Consider the following 23,342-nt stretch of genomic DNA (forward strand, 5'->3'; position numbering starts at 1 on the left):
CGAGCTCCAAGGAAGCTGACGTGAGCTGTTCCGCGCGGACCGGCGCCGAGCGCACCCCGGCGCCGGTCACCGTCATCGCCGCGGTCAGATGCACAGCGAGCCTCCGCCGTCGACGGTGAGCGTCGCGCCGTTGATCCTCCGCGCCCCGTCCGAGAGCAGCAGCAGGACGGCCTCGGCGACGTCGTCCTCGGTGCAGAGCCGGCCGCCCGGCGTGCGCGACTCCCAGTACGGGAGGATCCGCTCGTGATCCGGGTAGTTGCTCGTCACATGGCCGTAGATCGGCCCGGCGGAGACGCAGTTGACCTGCACGTTGCGCGGGGCGAGCTCGACGGCGAGCGCGCGCGTGAGCGACTCCACCGCCGCCTTCACGGCGCCCATGGCGCCGAAGTGCTCGAGGTACCTCGACGAGCCGTTCGACGAGAGCGCGACGATCCGACCGCCACCGTGGCGCTCCATCAGGCGCGCCGCGCGCATGGCGCACAGGTGGTAGCCGATGACGTTCGTGCGGAAGGCCAGCTCCCAGTGCTCCGGGGTCGTCTGCTCGAGGGGGCCGAAGCGGCCGTTCGACGCGTTGCTGACGAAGTGGTCCAGCTCGCCGACGTCGCGCGCGATCGCGTCGAAGAGCCTGTCGATGTGCGCGGGGTTGGCGACCGAGCCCCAGACGTGCACCGCGTCGCCGCCGGCCCCGCGGATCTCGTCGGCGACCGCCTCGCCGTCGTCCCGCGAATGGAAGCTGTTGACGACGACCCGCGCGCCGGCGCGCCCGAGCTTCGCGGCGATGGCGCGGCCCAGCCCGCGGCTCGATCCGGTCACGAGGACCGTCTTGCCCGCGAGCGCCACCCCGGGGGCAGGGAGCGCCCGCTGCGCCGCGGAGGCCGCCGGGGCGCGCGCCGCGGTGACCTGCGCGGGCGGCGCGGATTCGACGAGGCGCGCGAGATCGCCGACCGTGCGGGCCTCGTCGAGCGCCACCTCGAGCGCGCCCGGCTGGGCGCCGCGCTGCCAGAGGAGCGCGCGGAGCTCGTCGCGCCGGCGCCGGTCGACCCCGAGGTCCTCCTCGAGCCGCGCGTCGGGGACGAGCAGATCGACCGGGTGGCGGGTCGCGTCCGCGAGCGCCTGGACCACGACGTGGAGCGCCTCGCCCGCGTGGCCATTGGCGTGCCTTCCGGCCTCCACGTGGCCATTGGCGTGCCCTCCGGCCTCAATATGGCCATTGGCATGCCCTCCGGCCTCAATATGGCCATTGGCATGCCCTCCGGCTTCCACATGGCCATTGGCGTGCCCTCCGGCCTCAATATGGCCATTGGCGTGCGCTCTGGCCTCGACATGACCATTGGCGTGGTTTCCGGTCTCCACGTGACCATGGGCGTGCTCTCCGGCCTCCGCGCTGGCCGCGATCGTTCGCGACAGGAACTCACTGACGCGGGCCACCGTGCGCAGCTCGTCGGGCGCCGCCTTGAGGGCGTTCGGGAGACCGAAATCCGCGCGCAGCGTCGCGAGGATCTCGCCGCGCTTCACGGAGTCGATGCCGAGGTCCTGCTCCAGATCGGCGTCGGCGACGACGACCGCGTCGGGGTAGCGCGTCATGCGCACGAAGACGGAGCGAACATGGTCGAGGAGATCATGAGATTGCATCGTCGAAACCTCGTATTTGGTAAGTGCCATTCATCCGAGAGCGGCGACCGGCGGGACCGGGACGGCCGCGACGAGCGCGAACGCACCGGTCAGCACGGCCCGGCCGAAGAACTGCCCGCCCCGCGCGCCCAGCGCGAAGGAGCGGACCGAGGGCTGCGCGAGGCGCGCGCCCCCCGGCGGGAATGCGACGTCGATGTCCTGGAACGAGAACCGCGCCGGCAGCGCGAGCGCCCCCGTCTTGTAGAGCGCCTCCTTGGCGCTCCAGAGCAACGTCTCGAGGGCGGCGCGCGGGGCGCCCGCCGCGGCGCCCAGCGCGAGGCCCTCGCGCTCGCGCGGGGTGAAGTGCTCGTCGGCGAAGCTCGCCGCGCGCGCCTCGACCCGCTCGACGTCGACGCCGACCGCGCGCGCCGTGGTGACCGCGGCCGCCGCGAGCTCGCCCGCGTGCGAGAGCGACAGCGCGAACGCGCCGTCCTCGAAGCGCGGGCGACGGCCGCACGGCCCCGTCACCGCGCAGGCGAGGTAGTCGGCGCGCGGGTGCGCCTCGAGCGAGGCCGCGTCCAGCGCGACCAGCGGCGCGCCGCGGCCGGCGGCGAGCTCGAGGCGCAGCCACTTCGCCGCGACGCGCGCGCACGCGGACTGCGCCCGCCGGGCCGCGACGCGCTGCGCGGCGCACGCGCGGCGCTCGCCGGCCGTCAGGTAGGGCTCGAGGAGCGCCGCGGCCTCGGCGTCCGCCCGCGCGACCGCGATCGCGAGCGGCGGCGTCACGGCGCCCCCAGCGTCAGCGTCGCCTGCGCCGCCGGGCGGGCGTCCGCGGCCACGCGCCCCATGACGCGCCCCTCGAGCCCCTCGACCTCCAGAAGCACGCCGCCCGAGGGGTCGAGCGCCTGCGCCCACGCGCCGAGGACGCGGTCGCCCGCCGCGGCCGGGACCGTGGCGACGAGCCGGACGGGGACGCCCGCGTCGCGGAGCGCGAGGTCGTTGGCCGCCGTCCCGAAGCGGATCCGGTCGACGCCGCCCGCGGCGCACACCGGGAACGCGCCCGCCTCGTCGCGGCGCAGGGTGCCCAGCGACAGGAGCGCGTCGAGCAGGAGGAACGGCGTGGCGGCCCCGCGCTGCCCTGCGAGGGCGCCGTCGGTCGTGAGGCGGAACCGGGCCTCCTTGAGCGCGGCCCCGAGCACGAAGGTGCCGAGGTGATCGAACCAGCCCGCGTGCCGGACCGGCGAGCCAGGGTTCGCGTAGGGGTCGCGGACCAGGGGCCCGTCGACCCGGCCGACGTGCCGCGGAGCCAGGCCATCGCGCCCGACGTGGATCGGGCCGAGCTCGACCACGCAGGTCGCGAAGACCACGCCGGCGCGGAGGGTCACGCCCGACCGGTGGACGAAGTCGCCGCGCACCTCGACGGCGCACGCGACGCGGCCGCCGGCGAGGCGCTCGCGGCGGATCGTCACCGCGCGCACGTCGCGCGGCGCGTCGTCGGCGAGGCGCAGGAACTCGAGGAAGCGCACGTCGCGGACCTCGCGGACGAGCGCGCCGCCGCCCGAGGTCGCGAGCGCGTGCCGGACGGCCAGGTCGACGAGGAACGCCCCGGCAGCGACGGCGCTCGAGCGCGCCCGGTGGTCGGAGAGCCACGGATCGACGCGTGTATCGAGCGTCCACGCGCTCGCGGACGCGCCGTCCGCCGCGACCACCGCATCCGACGCATCCGACGCATCCGCCGCGACGATGCGGGGGGCGAAGCGCTCGATCTCGCCGTCGCTGAGCAGGACCTGGGCCGCGCCGGCGGGCGGCTCGGCGACGACGTCGAGGAAGATCTGCCTCCCCTCCTCCGGCTCGACGCCCCGGAGCCCGCGCGCCGCGCCGAGCGCGCTGTACTCGGACCCGGCGGTCATACCGACGCCGTTCCAGCCGAGCCACGCGATGCTCGACCACGGGCCCGCGCCCGCCTCGGCGGCGAAGTACGCCGCCGCGCGGTTCATCGCCTCGTTCGCCGCGCCGTAGTCCGGCTGCCCGTCGTTGCCGAGCACGCTGAACGCCGACGTGACGAGGTGGACGTGCGGGCGCGCGTCGGGCAGGTGGCGCGCGAGGGCGCGGCGGAGGTGGGCGAGGCCGGCGAGCTTCGTGTCGACGATCCGCTCGAACAGATCGAGCGGCTTCGACGTGAGCCGGCTCGACACCTGGATGCCGGCGCCGTGCACGACCAGATCGACCCGGCCGTACGCCGCCGCGACCGCCGCGACGGCGCGGTCGACGTCCTCGCCGCGCGTCACGTCGACGGCGTGGTAGTCGACGACGCGACCACCGGCGCCCCCGGCGCGCAGCTGGGCGAGGACCCGGTGCGCCTCGCGCGCCGCGCGGAGGCGCGCGTAGCGGTCGCGCAGGACGCCCATCCGCAGGCCCGGGCTCTCGCGCAGGGCCTCGGCATAGAAGTCCCGCTCGTACGCGTCGAACGCCGCGTCGGTCATCGCGAGCGCGCGGGCCGGAGCGTCCTCCAGCCGCGAGCGGCCGAGGAGCACGGCGCGGCAGCCGAAGCGATCGAGCAGGCCCTCGACGAGCTCCGCCGTGATGCCGCGCGCGCCGCCCGTGACGAGCACGACCGAATCGGCGCCGAGCTGCGGCACGGCGCGCGCGCGCGGCCTCGCGGAGGCGCGGGCGAGCTGCACGGCGTGCCGCGCGCCGCCGAGATCGACCACCTCCTCGGGCACGGCGGGCCGGGCGCGCCGCCACTCCGCGGAGAGCGCGCCGAGCGCGGCCGCGACGTCGCGCGCGTCGGTGTGGACGACGCGCACGTCGCCGCCCGGGAGCTCGCGCGCCAGGGACTTCACGAAGCCGCCGACCGCGCCGCTCACCGGCGCGAGCCGCCCGTGGAGGTCCACGGCGGAGGCGACGACGGCGGCGAAGGCCACCTCGCCGCGCGCGATGGCGCCGTAATAGCGGCGCGCAGCGCCGAACAGCGCGCGCAGCGCCGGCCTGTACGAGCCCGGCGCGCCGTCGACGAACGCGAGCGCGTCCGTGGCGCGGGTGAGCACGACGACCGCATCGACGTCATCGGGGGCCAGGGCCGCGAACGACGCGCCGAGCCGCGCCTCGTCGCGGGCGTCGAGCGAGGGCGCACCTTCGGACGCCTCGGCCCCAGGCGCCGCGAGGTCGCGCGGGATCCCGGGCTCCGCGGTGCCGGACGCCTCCTCGACGGCGAGCGCGAGGACGCGCGCGCGCTCCTCGTCGGAGCGGGCGGCGCGCCGCACCTCCGCGGCGAGCGCCGCGTCGGTGCAGACGTAGAGGACGCGGGACGGGACGCGCGCCGACGGCCCCGTCGCCGGCGCGGGGGCGATCTCGGGGACGAAGCCGTGGATCGGCGTGCCCGTCGCGAAGCCCGAGGCCGCTCGCGCCGGCGCGACCGTCGCGGCCTCGGGAGGCGTGACCTGGACGGCGCGGGGATCGGACGGCCAGCGCACCAGCGCGGCGCCGTGCGCGCGCGCGCCGCGGATCGCCGCGTGGAGCTCGACGGCGCCCTCGGCCCCGCGCAGCCGCGCGCTCGATCCGCCGACCGCGAGCTCGCGGGCCGAGGGGCCCCGCCCCGCCGCGCCGGCGGCGCCCTCCGCCGCGCCGGCGACGAGGTGCAGCCGAGCGAGCACCGGCCAGGCGTGGCGCGCGGCGGTGTCCTCGGTGCACAGCGCGACGAGCAGCGCCGCCTCGCCGACCGGCCGCGGGTCACAGGTAGCGGACGCGCCCCGCGCGACGTCGTCGCTGAAGGCGTTGACGGCCCCCGCGAGCACGACGTCGCAGTCCTCGTCGAGCACGAGATCGGCGGCCGCGAGCGCGTCGAGCAGCGAGGTCGCCGAGGTGTCGACGACGAAGTTCGGCCCGCGCAGGCCGAAGACGTTGGCGACGCGCCCGGAGATGACGTTGGGCATGTTGCCCGGCTGCGTGTACGGCCCCGTCGCGGGCGATCCCGCGCGGAGCGCGTCGGCCGTCGCGGAGGCCAGCGCGGGGCTGACGCCGCGCGCCCGGAGCGCCCGCGCCACGCGGTCGGCGAAGATGCGCTCGTTGGCGCGCGCGCCGCGGCGCGTCTTGCCCTCGTGGCCGACGACGACGCCGATGCGCTCGCAGAGCTCGCGCGCGGGCAGCGCCGCGAGCGCCTCCTCCGCGGCCATCGCCGCGAGCAGCTGCGTCGGGTCCATCGCCTCGAGGGCGTCCGGGAGGACCGGCGCGCGGGCCGGCAGCCGGAGCGCGCCCTCGTCGAACGCGAGGACGTCCGACGGGGCGCCCGCGGTCGCGCCGCCTGTAGCTGGGAACACGGACCCGAGCCCGACGACGCACAGCGCGCGGCTTCCTCCGCGCGGGCGCGCGCGCGTGGGGTGGCGCTCGGGGCGGTGCTCCTCGACGACGAGGTGCGCGTTGGTGCCGCCGAAGCCGAAGCTGTCGAGCGCGGCGCGCAGCGGGGCTCCGCCCTCGGCGATCCAGGGGGCGGCCGCCGTCGGGATGGCGAACGGCGAGCGCGCCAGATCGATGCGCGCGCTCGGCGCCTGGAACCCGTGCTGCGGGAAGAGCGTGCGCTCCCGGATCGCGAGCACGACCTTGATGAGCGACGCGACGCCCGCGGTCCAGCCCGTGTGGCCGAGCAGCGACTTGACGCTGCCCAGGGCGATGCGCGGGGCGCCGGCGTCGCTCGCGAACACCTCGGCGAGCGCCTGGAACTCGGTGGCGTCGCCGACGGGCGTCGCCGTGGCGTGCGCCTCGACGTACTGGACGCTCCGCGCCTCGACGCCGGCCCGCGCGTGGGCGCGCCGCATCGCCAGGGCCTGCCCGCGGCGCTGCGGCACCGTCACCGACGGGCTCGGGCCGTCGCTCGACAGGCCGCTGCCCAGGAGCACGGCGTCGACGCGATCGCCCCGCGATCGGGCGTCGTCGAGCCGCTCGAGCACGACGACCGCGGCGCCCTCGCCGAACACGACGCCGTCGGCGGACGCATCGAAGGGGCGGCTGCCGGTCGCGGAGAGCCCGCCGAACTGCGAGAACTGGCACGCGTTCGTCGGGCCGGGCTGGTAGGCGCCGCCGGCGATCACGACGTCGGCGAGGCCGCGGCGAAGCATCGCGGCGCCCAGATGCACCGCGTGCATCGACGACGCGCAGGCCGCGTCGACGATGACGGTGCGCGCGCCCTCCCCCACCACGTCGCGCACGACGCGCGCGAGCGGCTCGAGGTGGCCGCGGCACGCCGCGCGCCGACCGGCGTCGAGCCCGAGCTCGGCCGCCAGCGCGCCCGCCACGGCGGCGCGGGCCGCCTCGTCCGCGGCGGCGCCGTCGAGCGCGCGCTCGACGCCGAGCAGCAGCGTGGCCTCGTCGTGCTCGATCGAGCCGTCGGCCGTGGACCCGAGGAGGCATACGATCCGCAGGGGCGCGCCGCCGCGGAGCGCGGCCGCGTGCGATCGGGCCTCGGCGAGCGCGCACGCCAGCATGCGGGCCGTCTTGGGCAGCCGCTCGAGCGTGCGCGCGTCGTAGCCGGTCTGCTCGGCGTACGGGCCGAGGGCGTCGACCGTGCCGACCAGCAGGCTGTACGTCTTGTCGGCGGCGCGGCCGCGGTTCAGGAAGTCGGTCGCGAGCTCCGGGTGTCGCTCGCCGGTGTCGGCGATCCCGCACGTGCCCGCGAGCAGCTGCGCGAGGTAGGCGCCGACGCCGCCGGCCCCCGGCAGCACCGCGCCCATGCCCACGATCGCGATCGGCGTCGCACCCGCAGCGGAGGCGGCGTCGTCGCGCGGGCTCGCGGAGCTCGCGGCGGCGACGGGGCTCGCGGCCTCGCGCGGGCGGCGGCCGTCCGGCTCCTCCTCCGGGCGCGGCGCGACCGCCGTGAGCGCGCGCCCCGCGGCGCGCAGCGCGTCGATCACGCGCCGGTGCTCGGCCACGACGTCTTCTCCGGCGCGGAACGCCGAGATCACGCGCAGATCGGGCCCGGGCGGCGCGCTCCGCCGCGCGAGCGCTGTCAGGGCGCCGCCGCCGCCGCACTCGACGAAGGTGCGGACCCCCGCCGCGTGGAGGTCGCGCACGGCCGCCTCGAAGTCGAGCGGCGTCACGAGGTGCATCGGGAGCAGGCGCGCGGGCGCGAGCGGGCCGTCCCCGTAGTGGACGCGATCGATCGGCGAGTACGTGGCCAGCGCGGGCCGCGCCGCGCCGGCGCGCGCGAGGGCGCTCGCGAACGGACCGACCGCCGGCGCGAGCAGCGGCGAGTGGAAGGCGTAGCGGCTCGCGAGCACCGTCGCGCGAACGCCGGCGCCGGTGAGCCGCCGCTCCAGCGCCGCGATGCCGTCCGCCGTGCCCGAGGCGACCGCCTGATCGGCCGCGTTCACCACCGCGACGAACACGTCGTCCCGGCCGAGCGCATGCACCTCGTCGCGCAGGCGCTCCGCGCCGGTGTGGGCGGCGAGCATGCGGCCGGGCGGCGCGCCGCGGAGGGCGAGCACCCGGCGGCACACGACCTCGGCGGCCGTCGCGAGGGGAAACGCGCCGCCTGCGGCCAGCGCGGCGATCTCCCCGAGGCTGTGCCCCGCCACGACGTCCGGCTCGAGCCCGGCGGACCGGAGCAGCGCGACGGCGACGTGGTCCTGGACGAGGATCCCGAGCTGATCGAGATCGACGCACGCCTCGAGGGCGGCCCGCGCCTCCGCCTCGCCGGCGGTCACGAGCGCCGCGAGCGAGGCGCCGAGCAGCTCGCGCGCCGCGGGCTCAGCCGCGGCGACGGCCTCGCGCGCGGCGTCAAAGCGCGCATGGAGCGCTCGCAGGAGCCGGAGGTCGAACGAGCCCTGGCCCGGCAGGAGCAGCGCGATCTTGCCGGCGACGCCGCCGCCCTCCCGCGCGGCCTCCCCGGAGCGCCCCTGCGCGGCTTCCCCGCCCGCCGCGGCCTCCGCATCCCACCGCGCCCTGTGCGGGCGCGCCTCGTGGAGCGGCCCCCGCGCGACCTCGGCGGCGTGCCGGAGCAGGCGCTCGGGGAAGAGCTCGCGCAGCGCGGAGCCGCCGCGCAGGCAGAGCTCGACGAAGCGCTGGTGCGGCGCGCGCTCGTCGAGGGCCCCGACGTGCGCCGTCACCGACCTGGGCAGCGGCGCGAGCTCGTCGCTCGCCGCGGAGACGGCGACGATGCGCTGGTAGCCGCACGCGACGGGTTCGCCGTCGAAGCGGACCGTGCGGAAGTAGCCGTACGCGCTCGAGCGCGTCACGGCGCCGAGGCTCATGAAGATCGCGACGCGCTCGCCCACGCGCACCGGCGCGAGGTTCCGGCTGTACCCCTCGGTGGTGAGCAGCCGGATCGCGGCGCGATCCTCCTCGTGCGGGAGCGTGCCGTCCGCGGCCTCGGCGAAGTAGAGCGTCTCGCGCGCGATGCACTGGAAGCGGAAGTTCGTGAGGTAGTGATGGCTGCCATACGCCATGCTGTCCTCGAACTTCACGCAGTACGGAACGACGAAGAACTCGCCCATAGATCCTCTCCACGCAGCCCGCCCGCGCGCGGCGTCGACGCACGCCTGGCACCGCGTGCCAGCCGATGTTTCGTGCGCTCCTCACCGCTGCGCCGCTCGGGCCGTTCGAATAAGTGTACCTACACGTAAATGCTCGGAGCGAGCCGCGGGCCCATGGCCCACGGCCGCGCGGGTGATGCCGCGGTGCTCGCCTCGGCGCCGACATGCCCCTGGCGACCGATGACCGATCGATCGAGGGATCGGCCAGCGCGCGCCGGGGCCGCCAGGACCGCCGACGCCGAGCAGGCGTCGTGCGGACGAGGCGGATCCATGTCGTCGAGGACGAGATAGGTGTAGCTACACCTGAACGGATGTCAAGCCGAGATCCTGGCCGCGATTTGACGGACCCGGTCGAAATGGTGTAGATACACTGGTGACCGATTTTGCTCGCGCCGCCCAGATCATCGCGAGCCAGTGCGCGCTCGTGCGCGTCCGCCGCGCGTCGCGCGCGCTGACGCGGCTCTACGACGACAGCCTGCGCGCTGCGCGGCTCCAGGCGACGCAGCTCACGATGCTCGCCGCGGTCGCGACGTGCGGCGACGAGGGCGTGCAGCTCAGCGTGCTCGCGGACGGGCTCGTCATGGATCGCACGACGCTCACGAGGAACCTCGTGCCGCTCGAGAAGGCGGGCCTGCTCCGCGTGGCGCGGGCGCCCGACGACGCGCGCGTCCGCGTCATCTCCCTGACGCGCCAGGGAGAGCGCGCGATCGAGGCGGCGTTCCCGCTGTGGGAGCGGACGCAGAAGCACGTCCGCGAGCAGCTCGGCGAGAGCAGGGCCGACGCGCTCCGCGAGGAGCTAGGCCGCGTCGTGGCCCTGGCCACGCGGCCCGAGAAGCCGCCGGCACCGGAGCGCACGGGGCAGAAGGCGCGGGCGGCGCGGCCGGGCAAGCGTAAGGCGAAGTGAGATCGCCAGAGGCGCGATGAGCACGGCGAGGCGCCGGCGGAGCGCCGCGCGCCGTACGACGCGCGCTCAGCGCACCTTGAAGGCCTGGAAGAAGACATCGGCCTGCGAGTGCGTCTGACCCGAGATCGGGTTCGCGGGGTGCACAGGCTCCGTGATGAGGTTGCGCAGGTCTCCCCAGGCCGAATAGAGCTTCCTCCGCTCCGACGTGACGTCGAGGTACTCGCCGAGGTTGTAACAGGGCGCGACGACCCGATCGAAGTTCGTCGTCGGGTAGCTGGCACCGACAGGCACGTCCAGCGGGATGTTCGTCGGCGAGAGGCGAAAGGAGGTGTCCGTGACGTGCTGCCTGTCGCCCTCGCCGAAGGATTCCCCTCGCTCGAACGAGCTCGCCATCTCCACGTCGACGGACCTGTCGCGGTTCTGCGTGTAATAAACGATGTGTACGTCGCTCGGTTCCTCGCCGATGGTCACGGCCGGGAGCACGTGATGGAGGTTCTCCCCGGTCGTGGAGGTGACGGGGATCGGCGGCGTCCACGTCTGCCCGAGATCGTCCGAGCGCATGAGGAAGATGTTCGAGCCCGAGTCCGCCTCGCCGCGGATCTCGCTGGTCGAGGCCGACCAGGCCAGGTAGAGGACCCCGCGACGCGCCGCGAGCACCGGCTGAACGATGATGCGAGAGGCGTGCACGTACGTGGGAACACCGAACCGCCCCGTGCGGCGCGGTCCGTCGGTGATGGCCAGGCGGAAACCGCCTACATCGCTATCGCCGCAGTCAATGAGCTCGCCGGGCTGCACCACGGGCAGGAGGGTCGGGTCCGGGGCGCCCGCAACGTTGAACTCCACGAACTCGAACGTCTCGCCGGCGTCACGGGACACCAGCATCCTGATGAAATCGGCGTTCAAACCGCTGAAGTGAAGGAACGGGATGTAGAGCGAGCCGTCGTCGGGATCCACGATGGGGTTCGTGAACTGGATCGCCGGCAGCAGCGGCGTGGGCTCCGTCTCGACTTCGGGAGCGAAGACGACCTTCGATGTCCAGGTCGCGCCGCCGTCGGTCGAGCGCGCGAAGCGGAGCTCGGTCCGGACAGGCGTCTCCGGGGGCGGGGGCTGCAAGCTGGTCCAGGTCACGTAGACGTTGTCTCGGCGCCGGCGCACCGGGTCGGGGCCCACGGCCAGCCAGCTCTTGTCGGCGCCGTTGTCCTGCGCCACGAACACCGCGTCGCTCCACGTGCGGCCGCCGTTGGTCGACCTGTTGGCCTGCACGCCCAGCCGGCCCTCCGCGTCCGCGGTGAGCCCGGCGAAATGGAAGACCCCACGGCGGTCCCTACGCACGACGGGATCGCCGAGCGTGAACCTGCTCCCGGGCAGCGGAGGGATGAAGCCGCTCTCCCAGGTCCTGCCGCTGTCATTCGAGGTCGAGAAGCCCGAGAAGAACACGGTCTCGAATACGATCGCGCCATCGCGCAGAACAGGCTTCACACCCGAGGACGTGTTGTAGGCGACAACGATATTGCGACCATCTGCTGCGATCGACGTCTCGCTCTGGGTCACGTTGACGAAGGGGCGGGTCGGCGGGTCGGTGGAGAACTCATGAATCTTGTCGAGCGCTGGATCGTTGACCTGAACGTTCTCTCCGCGCGTCCGGATCGACGGCGTGTATCCCGGCCAGAGGTACGAGGACGTTTCCTCGGTGATCCTCGCCCACTCGCGGCCGGTGAGCCTCTCGGGCGCGACGAGTTTCGCGGAGCGAACAGACAGCGTGACGCCGTTCTTCGTCACGCCGCCGAGCGCTAGCTCGTGGCCGTTCGCGAGCGGCGCTCCGTCGAACTCGGGCCCTTGCGAGCACGCCGGGAGCGCTGGCAAGGCGGCGAGGAGAAGTGCACTACGAACAATGTTCGACCGTGAGGAACGCATACTACCTCCTTGGGCTGGGCGCTCCGTCGAGCACACGCTCGCGATCGCGCTCATCGCCCGCGTCGAAGCGGCAACGCGGATCTGGCGCCGAATAGAGCGTTCCGCGGCAATCTGCGCTCGGCGACGGCTCCGCGCCCGGCCGAGCGATCGCAAGTTCGCGGAAAGCCCTGCTTACTACTCCGTACGGCGGAGTCGCGCAACTCACAGAACACACGATCTCCACCTTCGATTCGGACACTCGCTGAAGCTCGGACGCTCTCTGGAGCGTCGCCGCGCAGGGATGAACAGACTGAAGATCTCGTCGTACGGAATCATCGACGCTGCGCCGCCGAGCACCTCCAGCGTCAAGGTGACCGCGACGTCGATGCGACCGCCGCGGCGTCGCCCGGCTTGAACGCTGGGGCGGGGCTCGGCGGCGGGCATGGTCCCTCGATGGCTGCCGGCCGGTCGACCGGCGGGGCGGCGCGCTGCGCGCCGGCGTCCCGCCCCGGGCTGTCGCGGCGTCGGCGCGGTCGGGCTCGTCAGCCCGGCCGTTTGGTGTACGCTCCGGCCTGATCGAGGCGCACCCCCATGAACGCGAGCGACCGACGCGCCCCCGGACCGAGCGCCGGCGAGGCCATCACGGGCCTCCTGCACGCCGCCCAGGAGGGCCAGAGGGACGCCACAGACGCCCTCCTCCGCGCCGTCTATGCCGAGCTCAAGACGATCGCCCTGGCCCGCGTCCGCCACCTCCGCGCCGGGCAGACCCTCGGCCCCACCGCGCTCGTCCACGAGGCGTACGAGAAGCTCTTCCGGGACGGCGAGGCCCGCTTCCAGAGCCGCGCCCATTTCTTCGGCGCCGCCTCCCAGGCCATGCGCGATCTCCTCGTCGATTACGCGCGCCACAAGGCCGCCCGGAAGCGGGGCGGCGATCAGGTGCGCGCCCCCGAGGAGGACCTCCACGAGCTGCCCCTCTCGCTCGATCTCCCCGTCGAGGACCTCCTCGCCCTCGACGAGGCCCTGCGCAAGATGAGCCAGGAGCACCCGCGCAAGGCCGAGATCGTGATGCTGCGCTACTTCGCGGGCCTGACCGAGGACGAGATCGCCGAGCTCTCGGGCGTGACGACGCGCACGGTCGAGCGCGACTGGCGCTTCGCCAAGGCGTGGCTCTACCGGGCGCTCCACGGCGGAGATGAGCCCGCCCCTTGATCCGCGCGAGGTAGAGGCGCTCTTCGAGGCGGCGCTCGATGAGCGCCACGAGCACCGCCGGGCGTTCCTGGAGGCGCGGTGCGCGGGCCGCCCGGAGCTCCTCCGGGAGGTGTGGAGCCTGCTCCGGAGCGACGGCGCCCAGCCGGACGGGTTCTTGAAGGGCGCCGCCGTCGCCCTCCCCGGCCGCGACGAATCGCTGAGCCCCGGCGCGCGCATCGGGCGGTTCACGGTGCTCGCCAAGGCCGGCCAGGGCGGGATGGGCGTCGTCTATGCGGCCTACGACGCGGAGCTCGACCGCCGCGTCGCCCTCAAGCTCATCGCGCCGGGGAGGTTCGAGCCCGACGACCGGGCCCGCCTCGTGCGCGAGGCGCAGGTGATGGCCAGGCTCTCACACCCGAACGTCGTCCCCATCTACGAGATCGGCGAGCACGAGCGGGGCGTGTTCGTGGCGATGGAGTTCGTCGACGGCCGGACGCTCCGCGACCTGCGCGGCGAGCAGCCCCGCGCGTGGGAGGCCGCGCTCGCCGCGGGGATCCAGGCGGGCCGCGGCCTCGCGGCGGCGCACCAGGAGGGGCTCGTCCACCGCGACGTCAAGCCGGACAACATCCTGATCGGCAAGGACGGCCGGGCGCGCATCGCCGATTTCGGGCTCGCGCGCCTCCACGTCGAGGAGGACCGGCCCCTCTCCAGCGAAGGCCCCGAAGCCGAGATCGCCGGGGAGGACGCGCTCCGCGCGCCGCTCACGGCCGGGAGCGCGTTCATGGGGACGCCGGCGTACATGGCCCCCGAGCAGGCCGAGCGAAAGCCGGCGACGGCGAGGAGCGATCAGTGGAGCTTCTGCGCCACGCTCTACGAGGCGCTCTACGGGGAGCCGCCGTTCGAGGGCGAGGACGTCCTAGCGCGGCTCGACGGGGCGCGGCGCGATCTCCTGAGGCCGGCGCCGGCCGGCTCGAAGGTGCCCGCGCGGGTCCGGGGCGCGCTCGCGCGCGGACTCCGCGCGCGGCCCGAGGAGCGGTGGCCGAGGCTCGACGATCTCCTGAGCGTCCTCGCCGACGAGCTGGCGAGGAGCTCCGAGTTCGATCTCACGGTCTCCAGGCGCGAGCGCATCCGCTTCGGCCTCCTGATCGGCGCCCTCGGCGTCGTGATGGCGACGGTGGGTATCGGCCGCGTCGTCCCGGTGGTCCGCCCCGTGGACCTCTTCGCCATGGGCTGCGTCACGGCGCTCGTGGGGCTCACGCTGCTCCGGGTCTTCCGCCGCCCTCTCTCGAAGAGCGCGGTGAACCGGCGGATCGGCCACGTGGTGAAGGTGCTGCTCGTCGCGATGCTCCTTCACCGGGCGCTCGCCGTGATCACGGACGAGCCCGTGGAGCGCGCGCTCGCGACGAACCTGCTCCTCTTCGCGGCCGTCCACGCGACCGCCGCGCCGAGCCTGCCGAGGGCGAGCTGGCTAGCCGCCGCGCTCTGCGCGGCGTGCGCGACGGCCGCCGCGGTCTTCCCGGAGCACGCCGCCGCGATCTACGTCACGGGCGTGCTGGGCTCGCTGACGATCGCCATCGTGGTGTGGCACCTCGAGTAGCGCGCTGTCGCCTGTCGCTGATCGATTCACGACGCCCGGCGCGTGCTGGAATCCAACGAGACGATCGTCGGCCGAGCGCCCGACCCCGCTAGGGGCCCGCGATGAAGCTGTCCTGGTAGCCCGGGTCCTCCACCGCGAGCGCGGCCGCGGTGGCCGAGAGCGGGCGGATCGTGTCGAGCATGACCGCGAGCTCGCTCGTCTCGCGGGCCCCGAGGCTCGCCTCGTACGCGCCTGGGTGCGGCCCGTGCGGGACGCCGGCCGGATGGTGCGAGATGCTGCCGGGGCCGACGCCGCGGCGCGAGGTGAAGTTGCCGCGGCAATAGAACAGAAACTCGTCGCAATCGACCGACGCGTGGGGGTACGGGCAGGGGATCGCCTCCGGGTGGAAGTCGGTCGGGCGCGGCACGAAGCTGCAGACGAGGGCGCCGCGCGCGGCGAACGTCCCGTGCCAGTCCGGAGGCAGGTGCACGAGCCCGACGCGCGCCTGGAAGCGCTGGATCGGGAACGCGAACGGGTACACCGCCCCGTCCCAGCCGACGACGTCGAGCGGCGAGCGCTCGAGGGCGAAGCCGTGGAAGGCGCCGCCGCGCTTCACGACGAGCGCGCGGATGCCCTCGTCGAGGGGGCCGACGAACGTCGGCCGCCGGAAATCGCGGTGCGAGTACGGCGCGTCCATCCGCAGCTGGCCGACCTCGTTGCGCCACTTGCGCGGGAGGTGGATGTCCGCGGCCTCGATCGAGAGCCACCGCTGGGGCGCGGCGTCCGGGAGGAAACGGTAAAAGAGCCCCTTCGGGATGACGACGTAGTCGTCCTGCTCGAAGCGGAGATCGCCGAGCATCGTGCGCAGGACGCCGCCCCCGTGGAAGATGAAGAACAGCTCATCGGCGTCCGCGTTCGCGAAGTACACAGGATCGGCCGCGTCCGGCTGGACGAGCCCGATCACCACGTCGTCGTTGAAGAGCAGCGGCACGCGGCAGTCGACGGCGGGCCCGCCCCGCCGCGGCAGATCCTGCGACCGGTAGTGCCGCTTCGCCAGCGGGCGCGCCGGCGCGGCGACCGGCAGCGTGAAGCCGTGCGCGGCCTCCGCGACCCGGTGCTCGTGCGGCCGGCGCTCGTGGTAGGCGATCGTGTAGGGGCCGTCGAAGCCCGCCCGCGTCAGGCACTCCTCGTAGCGGAGATCCCCCGCCTCGCTCCGCAGGGCGATGTGGTGCTTGGGCGGGACGATCCCGGCGACGACGCGATCGAGCATCAGCCGCTCCCTTCCGCTCTCTGCTGCCGCTCGATGCTCTCGAACAGCGCCCGGAAATTGCCGGCGCCGAAGCCGCGATCCCCCTTGCGCTGGATGAGCTCGAAGAAGAACGGCCCGGCGTCGGGATCGCGGTGCGTACCCGACGACTCCTTGAGGAAGATCTGGAGGAGGTACGACCTCGCGCCGTCGCCGTCGACGAGCACCTCGAGCTCGCGCAGCGCCGCCGCGTCCTCGTCGATCTGCCCGATGCCGAGCCGCTGCAGGCGCTCGGGCAGCATGTCGTAATAGGCGGCCGGGGTCGGCATGAACTCCACGCCCCGGCCGCGCATCGCGCGCACCGCGGCGAGGATGTCCTCCACGGCGAGCGCCACGTGCTGCACCCCGTCGCCGCGGTGCTCCTCGTTGAAGACGTTGATCTGCGAGCTCTTGAAGTGCGGCCGGTAAGGCTCGTTGTTCGCGAACTTCACGCCCGAGGCCGGGTCCCACATCACGGCCGAGCGCAGGCCCGAGCCGTGATTGGCGTCCTTCGCGACGTCGTTCGTGTGGAACGCGATCTGCCAGAACGGCTCGAGCCCGAGCACGTGCTCCATCCAGAGCAGGGCGGGCGCCATCGTCTGGAAGTTCGAGGTGACGTGATCGAACCGGGCGATCCCGAAGCGGTTCTCGCCGCCGCGCGGCGCGTCGTAGGCCACGCAGCCGGGGAACAGCGCCCGGTATCCGCGCCGCTCCACGAAGCGAAAGGTGGTGTCGCCGAACGGCGTCGTGATCGAGAACGAGGCGAAGGTGCCGCCCTCGTCCGTCGCCCGGTGGATCTCGTCGATCGGCGTGCCCCCGCGGCCGTCGAGCAGCCGGAAGGCGCGGTCGATGTCCTCCACCTCGAAGATGACCGTGCCCACCCCGTCGGGGTGCTTGCGCAGGTAGCGCCACGCCCGCCCGCCCTCGCCGATCGGCTGCGAGCAGACGACGACGCACTCGCCGGCCTGGAAGACGACCGACTGCTGCGCCGCCGCCGCCGTGAGCTCCGGCGAGCTCGCGGCGATCTCCTGGAAATCGAGCTTCTCCGTGTAGAACCTGCGGCTCCGCTCCAGGTCGCGCACGTAGTAGTGCAGCGCCTCCACCCGCTTGATGCCGATCGACTCCACCTTGGCGCTCATCCGGATACCACCCGCTGCGCGATGCGCCCGAACAGGCTCTCTCCCGCGCGATTCAGCATCTCGATCATGATCGTGTCTCCTGGCTTCATGAACGGCGTCCTGGCCGCTCCGTCCGAGAGGATCTCGAGCATGCGCCGCTCGGCGAGGCAAGACACGCCGCGCGCCGGGTCCTCGTTGGAGACGGTGCCGCTGCCGAGGAGGGTCCCCGCCGTGAAGCCGCGCGTCCTCGCGATGTGCGCGATGAGATCGAAGAACGAGAAGTGCATCTCCGGGCCGGCCTCGGGATCGCCGATGAGCGCGCCGTTGTAGGTCGAGCGGAGCCGCAGGTGGACGCGCCCGTCGCGGAGCGAATCGCCGAGCTCGTCGGGCGTGATCGCGAACGGCGAGAACGCGGTGGCGGGCTTGGAGCAGAAGAACCCGAACCCCTTCGCGAGCTCGGCGGGCACGAGGTTGCGCAGCGTCACGTCGTTGGCCAGCAGGAAGAGGCGGATGTGCCGGTGGGCCTCTTCGCGGCGCGTGCCCTGCGGGGTGTCGCCGAGGACGACGCAGACCTCGGCCTCGAAATCGAGGCCCCAGGCCTCGTCGTGCAGGACGATGTCGTCGGTCGGGCCGAGGAGGACGCCGGAGCCGCCCTGGTACACAAGCGGATCGGTCGTCAGCGTCTCGGGGGGCTCGGCGCCGCGCGCCCTGCGCACCAGCACGATGTGGTGGATGTACGCGGAGCCGTCGACCCACTCGTACGCGCGGGGCAGCGGCGCGGCGAGATCTTCCACGGCGAGCGGGGTCACCGCCGCGTCGCCCCGCTCGATATCGTCGGCGATGCGGCGGAGCGCGGGCTCGGCGCGCTCCCAGTCGTCGAGCGCGGCCTGGAGCGTGGGGAGGGCGGCGCCGGCGGGCGCGTAGGCGAGGCCGTCGCGACGGACGACGACGAGCGTGCCATCGCGGCCGGGGCCGCGGAGAGAGGCGAGCTTCATGCGCGTGCGAGCTCCCCGTGGCGCCCCGGCAGTGGCTTCGTCTCCGCCGGACGAGCAGGAACCCCGTCGCGCCTGCCAGGGCTCGTCCTCGTCTGCGCGCTGTGCCCCGAGTAACCGGTTGAACGGATCCGCATGAACACCGGATTGGATGTTTTCACGACGCCCCACGATCTTGCGCGGCGGGCCATGGAGGTGATTGCGACGATTTCGTACCCGATCCCACTGGCTCGCGGCATAGGCATACGCGCCTATGCCGCGGATCGTGGGCGCGAAACCCCATCGTCTTGGGGATCACTTTTGCAGCTGGACGCCGAGAAACAGGGCGTTCCCTTTCGCCCCCGACAGATCGCTTCTTTGATAGCCGAGCGCGACACGCGCGGCGTGCCCCTCGATGATGTAGCCCATCTGGGCATCGATGAGCAGATAGGAGTCGGCGTTCTTCGGCTTCGCTTGTTGCAGCCGGACCAGAGGCTGCAACTTCCCGACGCCGACGTTGCTCGGCGTGAGGTAGCTCGCGAGCGCAAAATAAGAATAGTCGAACCTCTCGAAGTCGCCGAAGTACTTGTAGAATGCGCCCTCGAGCGTGATGGTGCCCGCCGCACCGAGGTTCTTCTCGAACAGGAGGTCGGCGTTGACCTCGCCGTAGGTGTCCTTGCGTGGGATGCCTGCGGGCTCGCCCGTCGCAGGGGGCGGCAGCGATTCGACCGAACCTTCCTTCTGCACCTCACCTGCCACGCCGAGCGCGAGGATGCTCTTCTCCCCGAGGTACGTGGCCTTCTGGTAATAGGCTGGCTCCGGGTCGAGCAAGCTCAAGTTGAGCCTCGCCGTGTAAAGCGGGCTCACCGAAGAGTCATGCAGGTTGAAAGCCCCCACGTAATACTTGAACAGGCCGCCCGCCGCCTTGCCCCAGGTGGTTACCCCATCGTTGCGCCCGAAAGGCCCCTGTCTCGGCCCGATCGGCGGCGCATAGGGCTCGAAGAATCCGGGATAGTTCCACGGCCCCATCGACCACGGCCCGGAGAAGGCAGAGCGATCCGACGGCACGATCATTCGACCGATCCAGACGTTCAGCAGATCATGAAACTGGAACTTGGCGATGGCGTCTCGGATGGTCGCGCTGCCCGTGATGTTGCCCCCGGTCGGGGTCGGCCCGAACTGAGCGACGATCGCGCCCTGCAGGCCGATGAATCGGTTGATTTCGCCTGAAAACGACAGATCCAGCTCTCCGTCCCCGAGCAGCCGGTCCATCTTCTCGCGCGCGCCGGGGTTCTGTAAGCGACCTCCGACGCGGACCCAGGCCGCGACGCTGACCGGCTTCTTCCATGGCTCCTTCTCCGCCGGCGGTGCCGTCGAAGCTGGACCAGGCCCGGCAGCGCTCTGCGGCGCCGGCGCGCCGGCGTGGGCTTCCGCAGACGGCGCTGGCGCCGCGCTCGCGTCTGCAGCGGGGGCCGCATTCGGCGGAGCCTCGCCCGTGGGCGCCGGCGGCGCCTCGGGCGGCGGTTGTGCCCCTGCCGAGCGATGGAAGGAAGTGATGCCGAGGATGACGGCCAAGAACCCTGCGCCGACATCGCCCCGGCGTCTCGCCGCTCTCGTCTGTGTGCTCATGCGTTCTCCGTGTCAGGCCATCCGAGGCCTTGAAGATCTCAGCCGCGCTCGCGCCCCCTAGCCGATCTCGTACACCGTGAGCCGCACCCGGTCGGCCAGCCGCTCGCCCACGGACAGGGCCAGCACGGCGTTCAGCCGCAGGAGCCCTGGCGCCGAGGTGCGCATACGGATGGCGGTGCGGAAGTAGTAGAGCCCGGGGTCCACGGCCTCGCCGCGCCCGAGCGCCGCCAGCACCTCCGGCGGCCCGGCGCGGACGCCTTCGGAGAGGATCTCCACTGTCCCATGGCCGGCGATGTCGAGGATGTAGTGGGCGGAGATGTCCATCCGCCCGTCGGCCCAGATCGTCTGCCAGTCGCCGCCCGGCAGCACCCGCCCCTCGAGGCCGCCAGCCACCGTGCCGCCGACAATCGGGATGAAGCGCCGGCCGGGCGAGCTCGGATTGACGGTGACCGGCGGGTCCACCGCCACCTCGAGCGTCATCAGAGGGATGAGGGGAGGGCTCACGCGCGGGGCTCCGAGGCGCGCTTCAGGCCGGTCAGCACCTTGTAGCGGGCGGCGATGGCCTCCAGCTCGCCCGGGGCGAAGACGTCCTCGATACGGTCGAATCCGTCGGGCGCGCGGTCCTGGGTGATCTGCATGCACTGCTCCGGACCGTTGCCGCGATTGGCCGCGACGATGGCGGCGGTGGCGGGCAGGCGCTCGGCCTCGTAAGCGGCCAGCGCTTCCACGGGATCGGCATGGGCGGCGAGCGCGCGGACCAGGGCGCGGGCGTCCAGGATGGCCTGGCTCGCCCCGTTGGAGCCGATCGGATACATCGGATGGGCGGCGTCCCCCAGCAGCGTCATGCGCCCATGGCTCCAGCGAGGCAGCGGATCGCGGTCGACCAGCGGGAACTCGTAGATCGCCTCGGCGTTCCGGATCAGGCCGGGCACATCCAGCCAGTCGAAGCGCCAGGCCTCGAACCTGGGCAGGAAGTCGGCGGGCTCGCCCCGCCGGTTCCAGTCCTCCCGTCGCAGGCTCTCGGCGATGGCGAGCTCGGCGATCCAGTTGATCGTCTGGCGGCCGTCCGGCCCCGGTGGGGAGATGGGATAAGCGACGAACTTCTGGTCCTGATGCCCGGCCATGATCATGCTGGCGCCGGTGAGGAAGGGCATCGCCAGGCTGGTCGCCCGCCACAGGATGCGGCCGCCATAGACCGGCGGCCCCTCGTCCGGATAGAGGCCGGCGCGCGCCGCCGAATGGATGCCGTCGGCGCAGATCAGGAGATCGGCTGGAACCGTCCAGGCCACGCCCTCGCGGTTGATGAAGCGCGCCACGATGCGGCCCTCGCCCTCTTCGTGGGCCAGGAGGCGCCGGTCGCAGATCACCCGGCCTGTGCCCAGGCGCTCGACGGCGGCGTCGAACAGCACGCCTTGCAGGGCGCCGCGGTGCAGGGAGATCTGCGGCGCGGCGTGACCCGCGAAGCGGCCGCGCGGCTCGCCCCAGATGCGCTGGCCGAAGCGGTTGAAATAGACAAGCTCCCGGGTCGCCACCCCGTGGGCCATCAAGGCCTCGACCAGGCCCAGCTCATCCAGCACCTCGGCGGCGTGGGGCAGGAGGTTGATGCCGACCCCGAGCGGCAGGATGGTGGGCACGGCCTCGAACACCGTCACCTCATGGCCCGAGGCGTGTAACGCCAGAGCCGCGGCCAGGCCGCCGATCCCGGCGCCCGCGACGATTACCTGCATGAGTCCTCCCGCAGACATGCGGCTCGACGCCGCACCTCGTTGAAGCCGCCGCCAAGCGGGCGAAGCGCGCGACGAACAGCACCGCCAGCGCCAGCAGCAGCCAGTCCTCTCGAACGATCCAGCGGGCGGCGCCCCTCGGGACCGCGCAGGCCGAAGGCCCCGCCGCCCGGATGGCGCCCGGCGCGCGGCCGGGCGCGGATCGCCTCCGCCCTTTCCTCACTCACCGGCATAACGTCCACGAATGGTCATCACCGCCGCGGCAACCCCGGCCGACAGGACCACTGGCACCATGGCCATGGCCACGCCCGCGGGACCCCAGCCCTGCCCCAGCAGGTGCCCCGCCACCAGCGGCCCGCCGATGGAACCCAGCCGGCCGGCGGCGATGGAGGCGCCGGTGGCCAGCCCACGCGCCCGCGCCGGGTAATAGAGCGGGATGACGCCATAGAGCGAATATTGCGCGCCCAGCAAGAAGAAGCCGGCCAGGCCGGCCAGCACCAGCACCGGCGGCAGGCTGTCGGCCCCCGCCAGGCCGAACAGCGACAGGGCCAGGGCGGGATAGGCCGCGATGATGGGAAGGCGCGGCCCGAGCCGATCCACCAGCATGCCGATGACCCAGCAGCCGATGACGCTGCCAACATTGAAGGCGAAGGCGGCGCCAGCACCCCCGACTCCGCCCAGGCCCTTGGCGGCGACCAGCGACGGCAGCCAGTTCAGCAGCAGATACAGCACCAGCAGCGTCAGGCCGAAGGTGAACCAGGCCAGCAGCGTGACCAGCAGCCGGCCATCGCCGAACAGCGCCTGTCCCCCGCCCGGCGGCTTGGCGCCGCTGGCCGCTGCGGTGCGGCTGTCGGGCATCAGCCGCGCCATGACCGGCAGCAGCAGCAGCGGCAGCACGCCGCCGGCCAGGAAGATGCTCTGCCAGCCGAACCGCGCCAGAAAGCCGGCCGCGAACAGCGCCGCCAGCGCGCCTCCGGCCGGCATGCCGCTGAACATCAACGTGGTGGTGCGGGTCCGCCGGTCGGGCGGGGCGATTTCCAGGGCGACGGCCACCAGGGTGGGCATCGCCGCCCCCAGCCCTGTCCCGGCCAGGAGCCGGTAGAGGCCCAGCGACACCGGCCCTCCCGCCACCACGGTGGCCAGCGTGAACAGGCCGAAAACGCCGACGGCCAGCATCAGCAGCGGCTTCCGGCCCATGCGGTCGGCCATCCAGCCGCCGGCCAGCGCGCCGCAGACCAGCCCGGCCATACCGGCCCCGAACACGACGCCCGCCTGCCCTGGCGTCAGGCCCAGGGCGGGGATCAGCAGGGGGGCGGCCACGCCGACGGCCTGGATGTCGAACCCTTCCAGCAGCGCGATCAGGAAGCACAGCGACAGCGTGACGGCGCCGCGCGGCGCGTGAGGGGGCGATGCGCCCATGGGGAAACCTCCCGTTTCGTTCCCGTTGCCCGGGATGGTTGCAGCCGGCGGCAGCCGAACCGATGCGGTGTTTGAACGTAGCTGGTGGAGCGTGACGGACCCGGTGATGCAACGACTTCGTACCCGAGCCCTCGGGCTCGAGGCATAGGCATACCCGCCTATGCCTCGAGGCGAGCCGTTGTCAGGCGACAGGATTTTTGCTGCCGCGATGGGGGTCGGGGCGGAGGCGGGCGCGGTGGCTGCAGGATCGTTGACGCGCATCCTCGTCGAGAGCGTGGAGCGGTGCTCTCTCGATCCGCTCTCGCTCTTGCGCCGACGCGCGGCCAACAGCCCGCTCTGGCCGACGGCCTTCATGGTGAGGAAAACAGCGCAAGTGACCTGACGAGCTCGGCGACGAGGAAAGGAACAGAGGGACGAATCACACAGTGTGCGGGTGCATGGGCGGGCAATGCCAGGACGCCTGCCGCGTGTGCCACGGCGCGCGGTGGTCCAGGTGGCGCA

15 protein-coding genes are annotated in these 23,342 nt (G+C 73.4%); 3 read left to right on the forward strand and 12 right to left on the reverse strand.

Annotation, left to right across the window (positions count from 1 at the left end):
• Positions 1–84: 84 nt before the first annotated feature.
• The 4 genes from WMF12_RS25680 to WMF12_RS25695 all read right to left on the reverse strand — a co-directional run bounded on the left by WMF12_RS25680 (position 85) and on the right by WMF12_RS25695 (position 9,406).
• Positions 85–1,632: an SDR family oxidoreductase gene (locus WMF12_RS25680; protein ID WP_437849800.1), complete on the reverse strand. Its 1,548-nt coding sequence runs from the start codon at positions 1,630–1,632 to the stop codon at positions 85–87.
• 30 nt (positions 1,633–1,662) lie between these two features.
• Complete coding sequence (locus tag WMF12_RS25685) at positions 1,663–2,397, reverse strand: 4'-phosphopantetheinyl transferase family protein (protein ID WP_437849802.1); 735 nt, start codon at positions 2,395–2,397, stop codon at positions 1,663–1,665.
• Positions 2,394–9,095 (reverse strand): SDR family NAD(P)-dependent oxidoreductase, encoded by a 6,702-nt coding sequence (locus WMF12_RS25690; protein ID WP_437849804.1) that lies wholly within the window; start codon positions 9,093–9,095, stop codon positions 2,394–2,396. Before WMF12_RS25690 ends, WMF12_RS25685 begins: the two co-directional genes overlap by 4 nt.
• A 119-nt stretch (positions 9,096–9,214) precedes the next feature.
• Positions 9,215–9,406: a hypothetical protein gene (locus WMF12_RS25695; protein ID WP_437849806.1), complete on the reverse strand. Its 192-nt coding sequence runs from the start codon at positions 9,404–9,406 to the stop codon at positions 9,215–9,217.
• Between the two features lie 101 nt (positions 9,407–9,507).
• Here WMF12_RS25695 and WMF12_RS25700 point away from each other — a divergent pair, with 101 nt between their 5' ends.
• Positions 9,508–10,038: a MarR family winged helix-turn-helix transcriptional regulator gene (locus WMF12_RS25700; protein WP_437849808.1), complete on the forward strand. Its 531-nt coding sequence runs from the start codon at positions 9,508–9,510 to the stop codon at positions 10,036–10,038.
• Between the two features lie 66 nt (positions 10,039–10,104).
• On the opposite strand, the gene WMF12_RS25705 is transcribed toward WMF12_RS25700, so the two are convergent.
• Positions 10,105–11,952, reverse strand: coding sequence for a sialidase family protein (locus WMF12_RS25705; protein ID WP_437849810.1), 1,848 nt, complete (start codon positions 11,950–11,952; stop codon positions 10,105–10,107).
• 570 nt (positions 11,953–12,522) lie between these two features.
• Between WMF12_RS25705 and WMF12_RS25710 the strand changes: the two genes are divergently transcribed.
• Positions 12,523–13,140, forward strand: a complete 618-nt coding sequence (locus WMF12_RS25710) for an ECF-type sigma factor (RefSeq protein WP_437849812.1) — start codon at positions 12,523–12,525, stop codon at positions 13,138–13,140.
• Entirely contained in the window at positions 13,124–14,716 is a 1,593-nt protein-coding gene (locus tag WMF12_RS25715; RefSeq protein WP_437849814.1) for a serine/threonine-protein kinase, read from the forward strand. Before WMF12_RS25710 ends, WMF12_RS25715 begins: the two co-directional genes overlap by 17 nt.
• 88 nt (positions 14,717–14,804) lie before the next feature.
• Here the strand turns inward: WMF12_RS25715 and WMF12_RS25720 are convergent, their stop codons facing one another.
• The 7 genes from WMF12_RS25720 to WMF12_RS25750 form a co-directional block, all read right to left on the reverse strand.
• A complete protein-coding gene (locus tag WMF12_RS25720; protein WP_437740362.1) occupies positions 14,805–15,965 on the reverse strand; it encodes a homogentisate 1,2-dioxygenase in 1,161 nt (386 codons plus the stop codon).
• Positions 15,965–17,119 (reverse strand): 4-hydroxyphenylpyruvate dioxygenase family protein, encoded by a 1,155-nt coding sequence (locus WMF12_RS25725; RefSeq protein WP_437849816.1) that lies wholly within the window; start codon positions 17,117–17,119, stop codon positions 15,965–15,967. The genes WMF12_RS25720 and WMF12_RS25725 overlap by 1 nt, the downstream gene beginning before the upstream one ends.
• Positions 17,116–18,093: a fumarylacetoacetate hydrolase family protein gene (locus WMF12_RS25730; RefSeq protein WP_437849818.1), complete on the reverse strand. Its 978-nt coding sequence runs from the start codon at positions 18,091–18,093 to the stop codon at positions 17,116–17,118. Before WMF12_RS25730 ends, WMF12_RS25725 begins: the two co-directional genes overlap by 4 nt.
• A gap of 291 nt (positions 18,094–18,384) precedes the next feature.
• Positions 18,385–19,644, reverse strand: a complete 1,260-nt coding sequence (locus tag WMF12_RS25735) for a hypothetical protein (protein ID WP_437849820.1) — start codon at positions 19,642–19,644, stop codon at positions 18,385–18,387.
• Positions 19,645–19,755: 111 nt separating this feature from the next.
• Entirely contained in the window at positions 19,756–20,202 is a 447-nt protein-coding gene (locus tag WMF12_RS25740; RefSeq protein WP_437849822.1) for a DUF3237 family protein, read from the reverse strand.
• Positions 20,199–21,425, reverse strand: a complete 1,227-nt coding sequence (locus WMF12_RS25745) for a flavin-dependent oxidoreductase (protein WP_437849824.1) — start codon at positions 21,423–21,425, stop codon at positions 20,199–20,201. The genes WMF12_RS25740 and WMF12_RS25745 overlap by 4 nt, the downstream gene beginning before the upstream one ends.
• A gap of 216 nt (positions 21,426–21,641) precedes the next feature.
• Complete coding sequence (locus tag WMF12_RS25750; RefSeq protein WP_437849826.1) at positions 21,642–22,841, reverse strand: MFS transporter; 1,200 nt, start codon at positions 22,839–22,841, stop codon at positions 21,642–21,644.
• Between the last annotated feature and the right edge of the window lie 501 nt (positions 22,842–23,342).

Source organism: Sorangium sp. So ce363, assembly GCF_051520435.1.
Classification (GTDB): Bacteria; Myxococcota_A; Polyangia; order Polyangiales; family Polyangiaceae; genus Sorangium; species Sorangium cellulosum_B.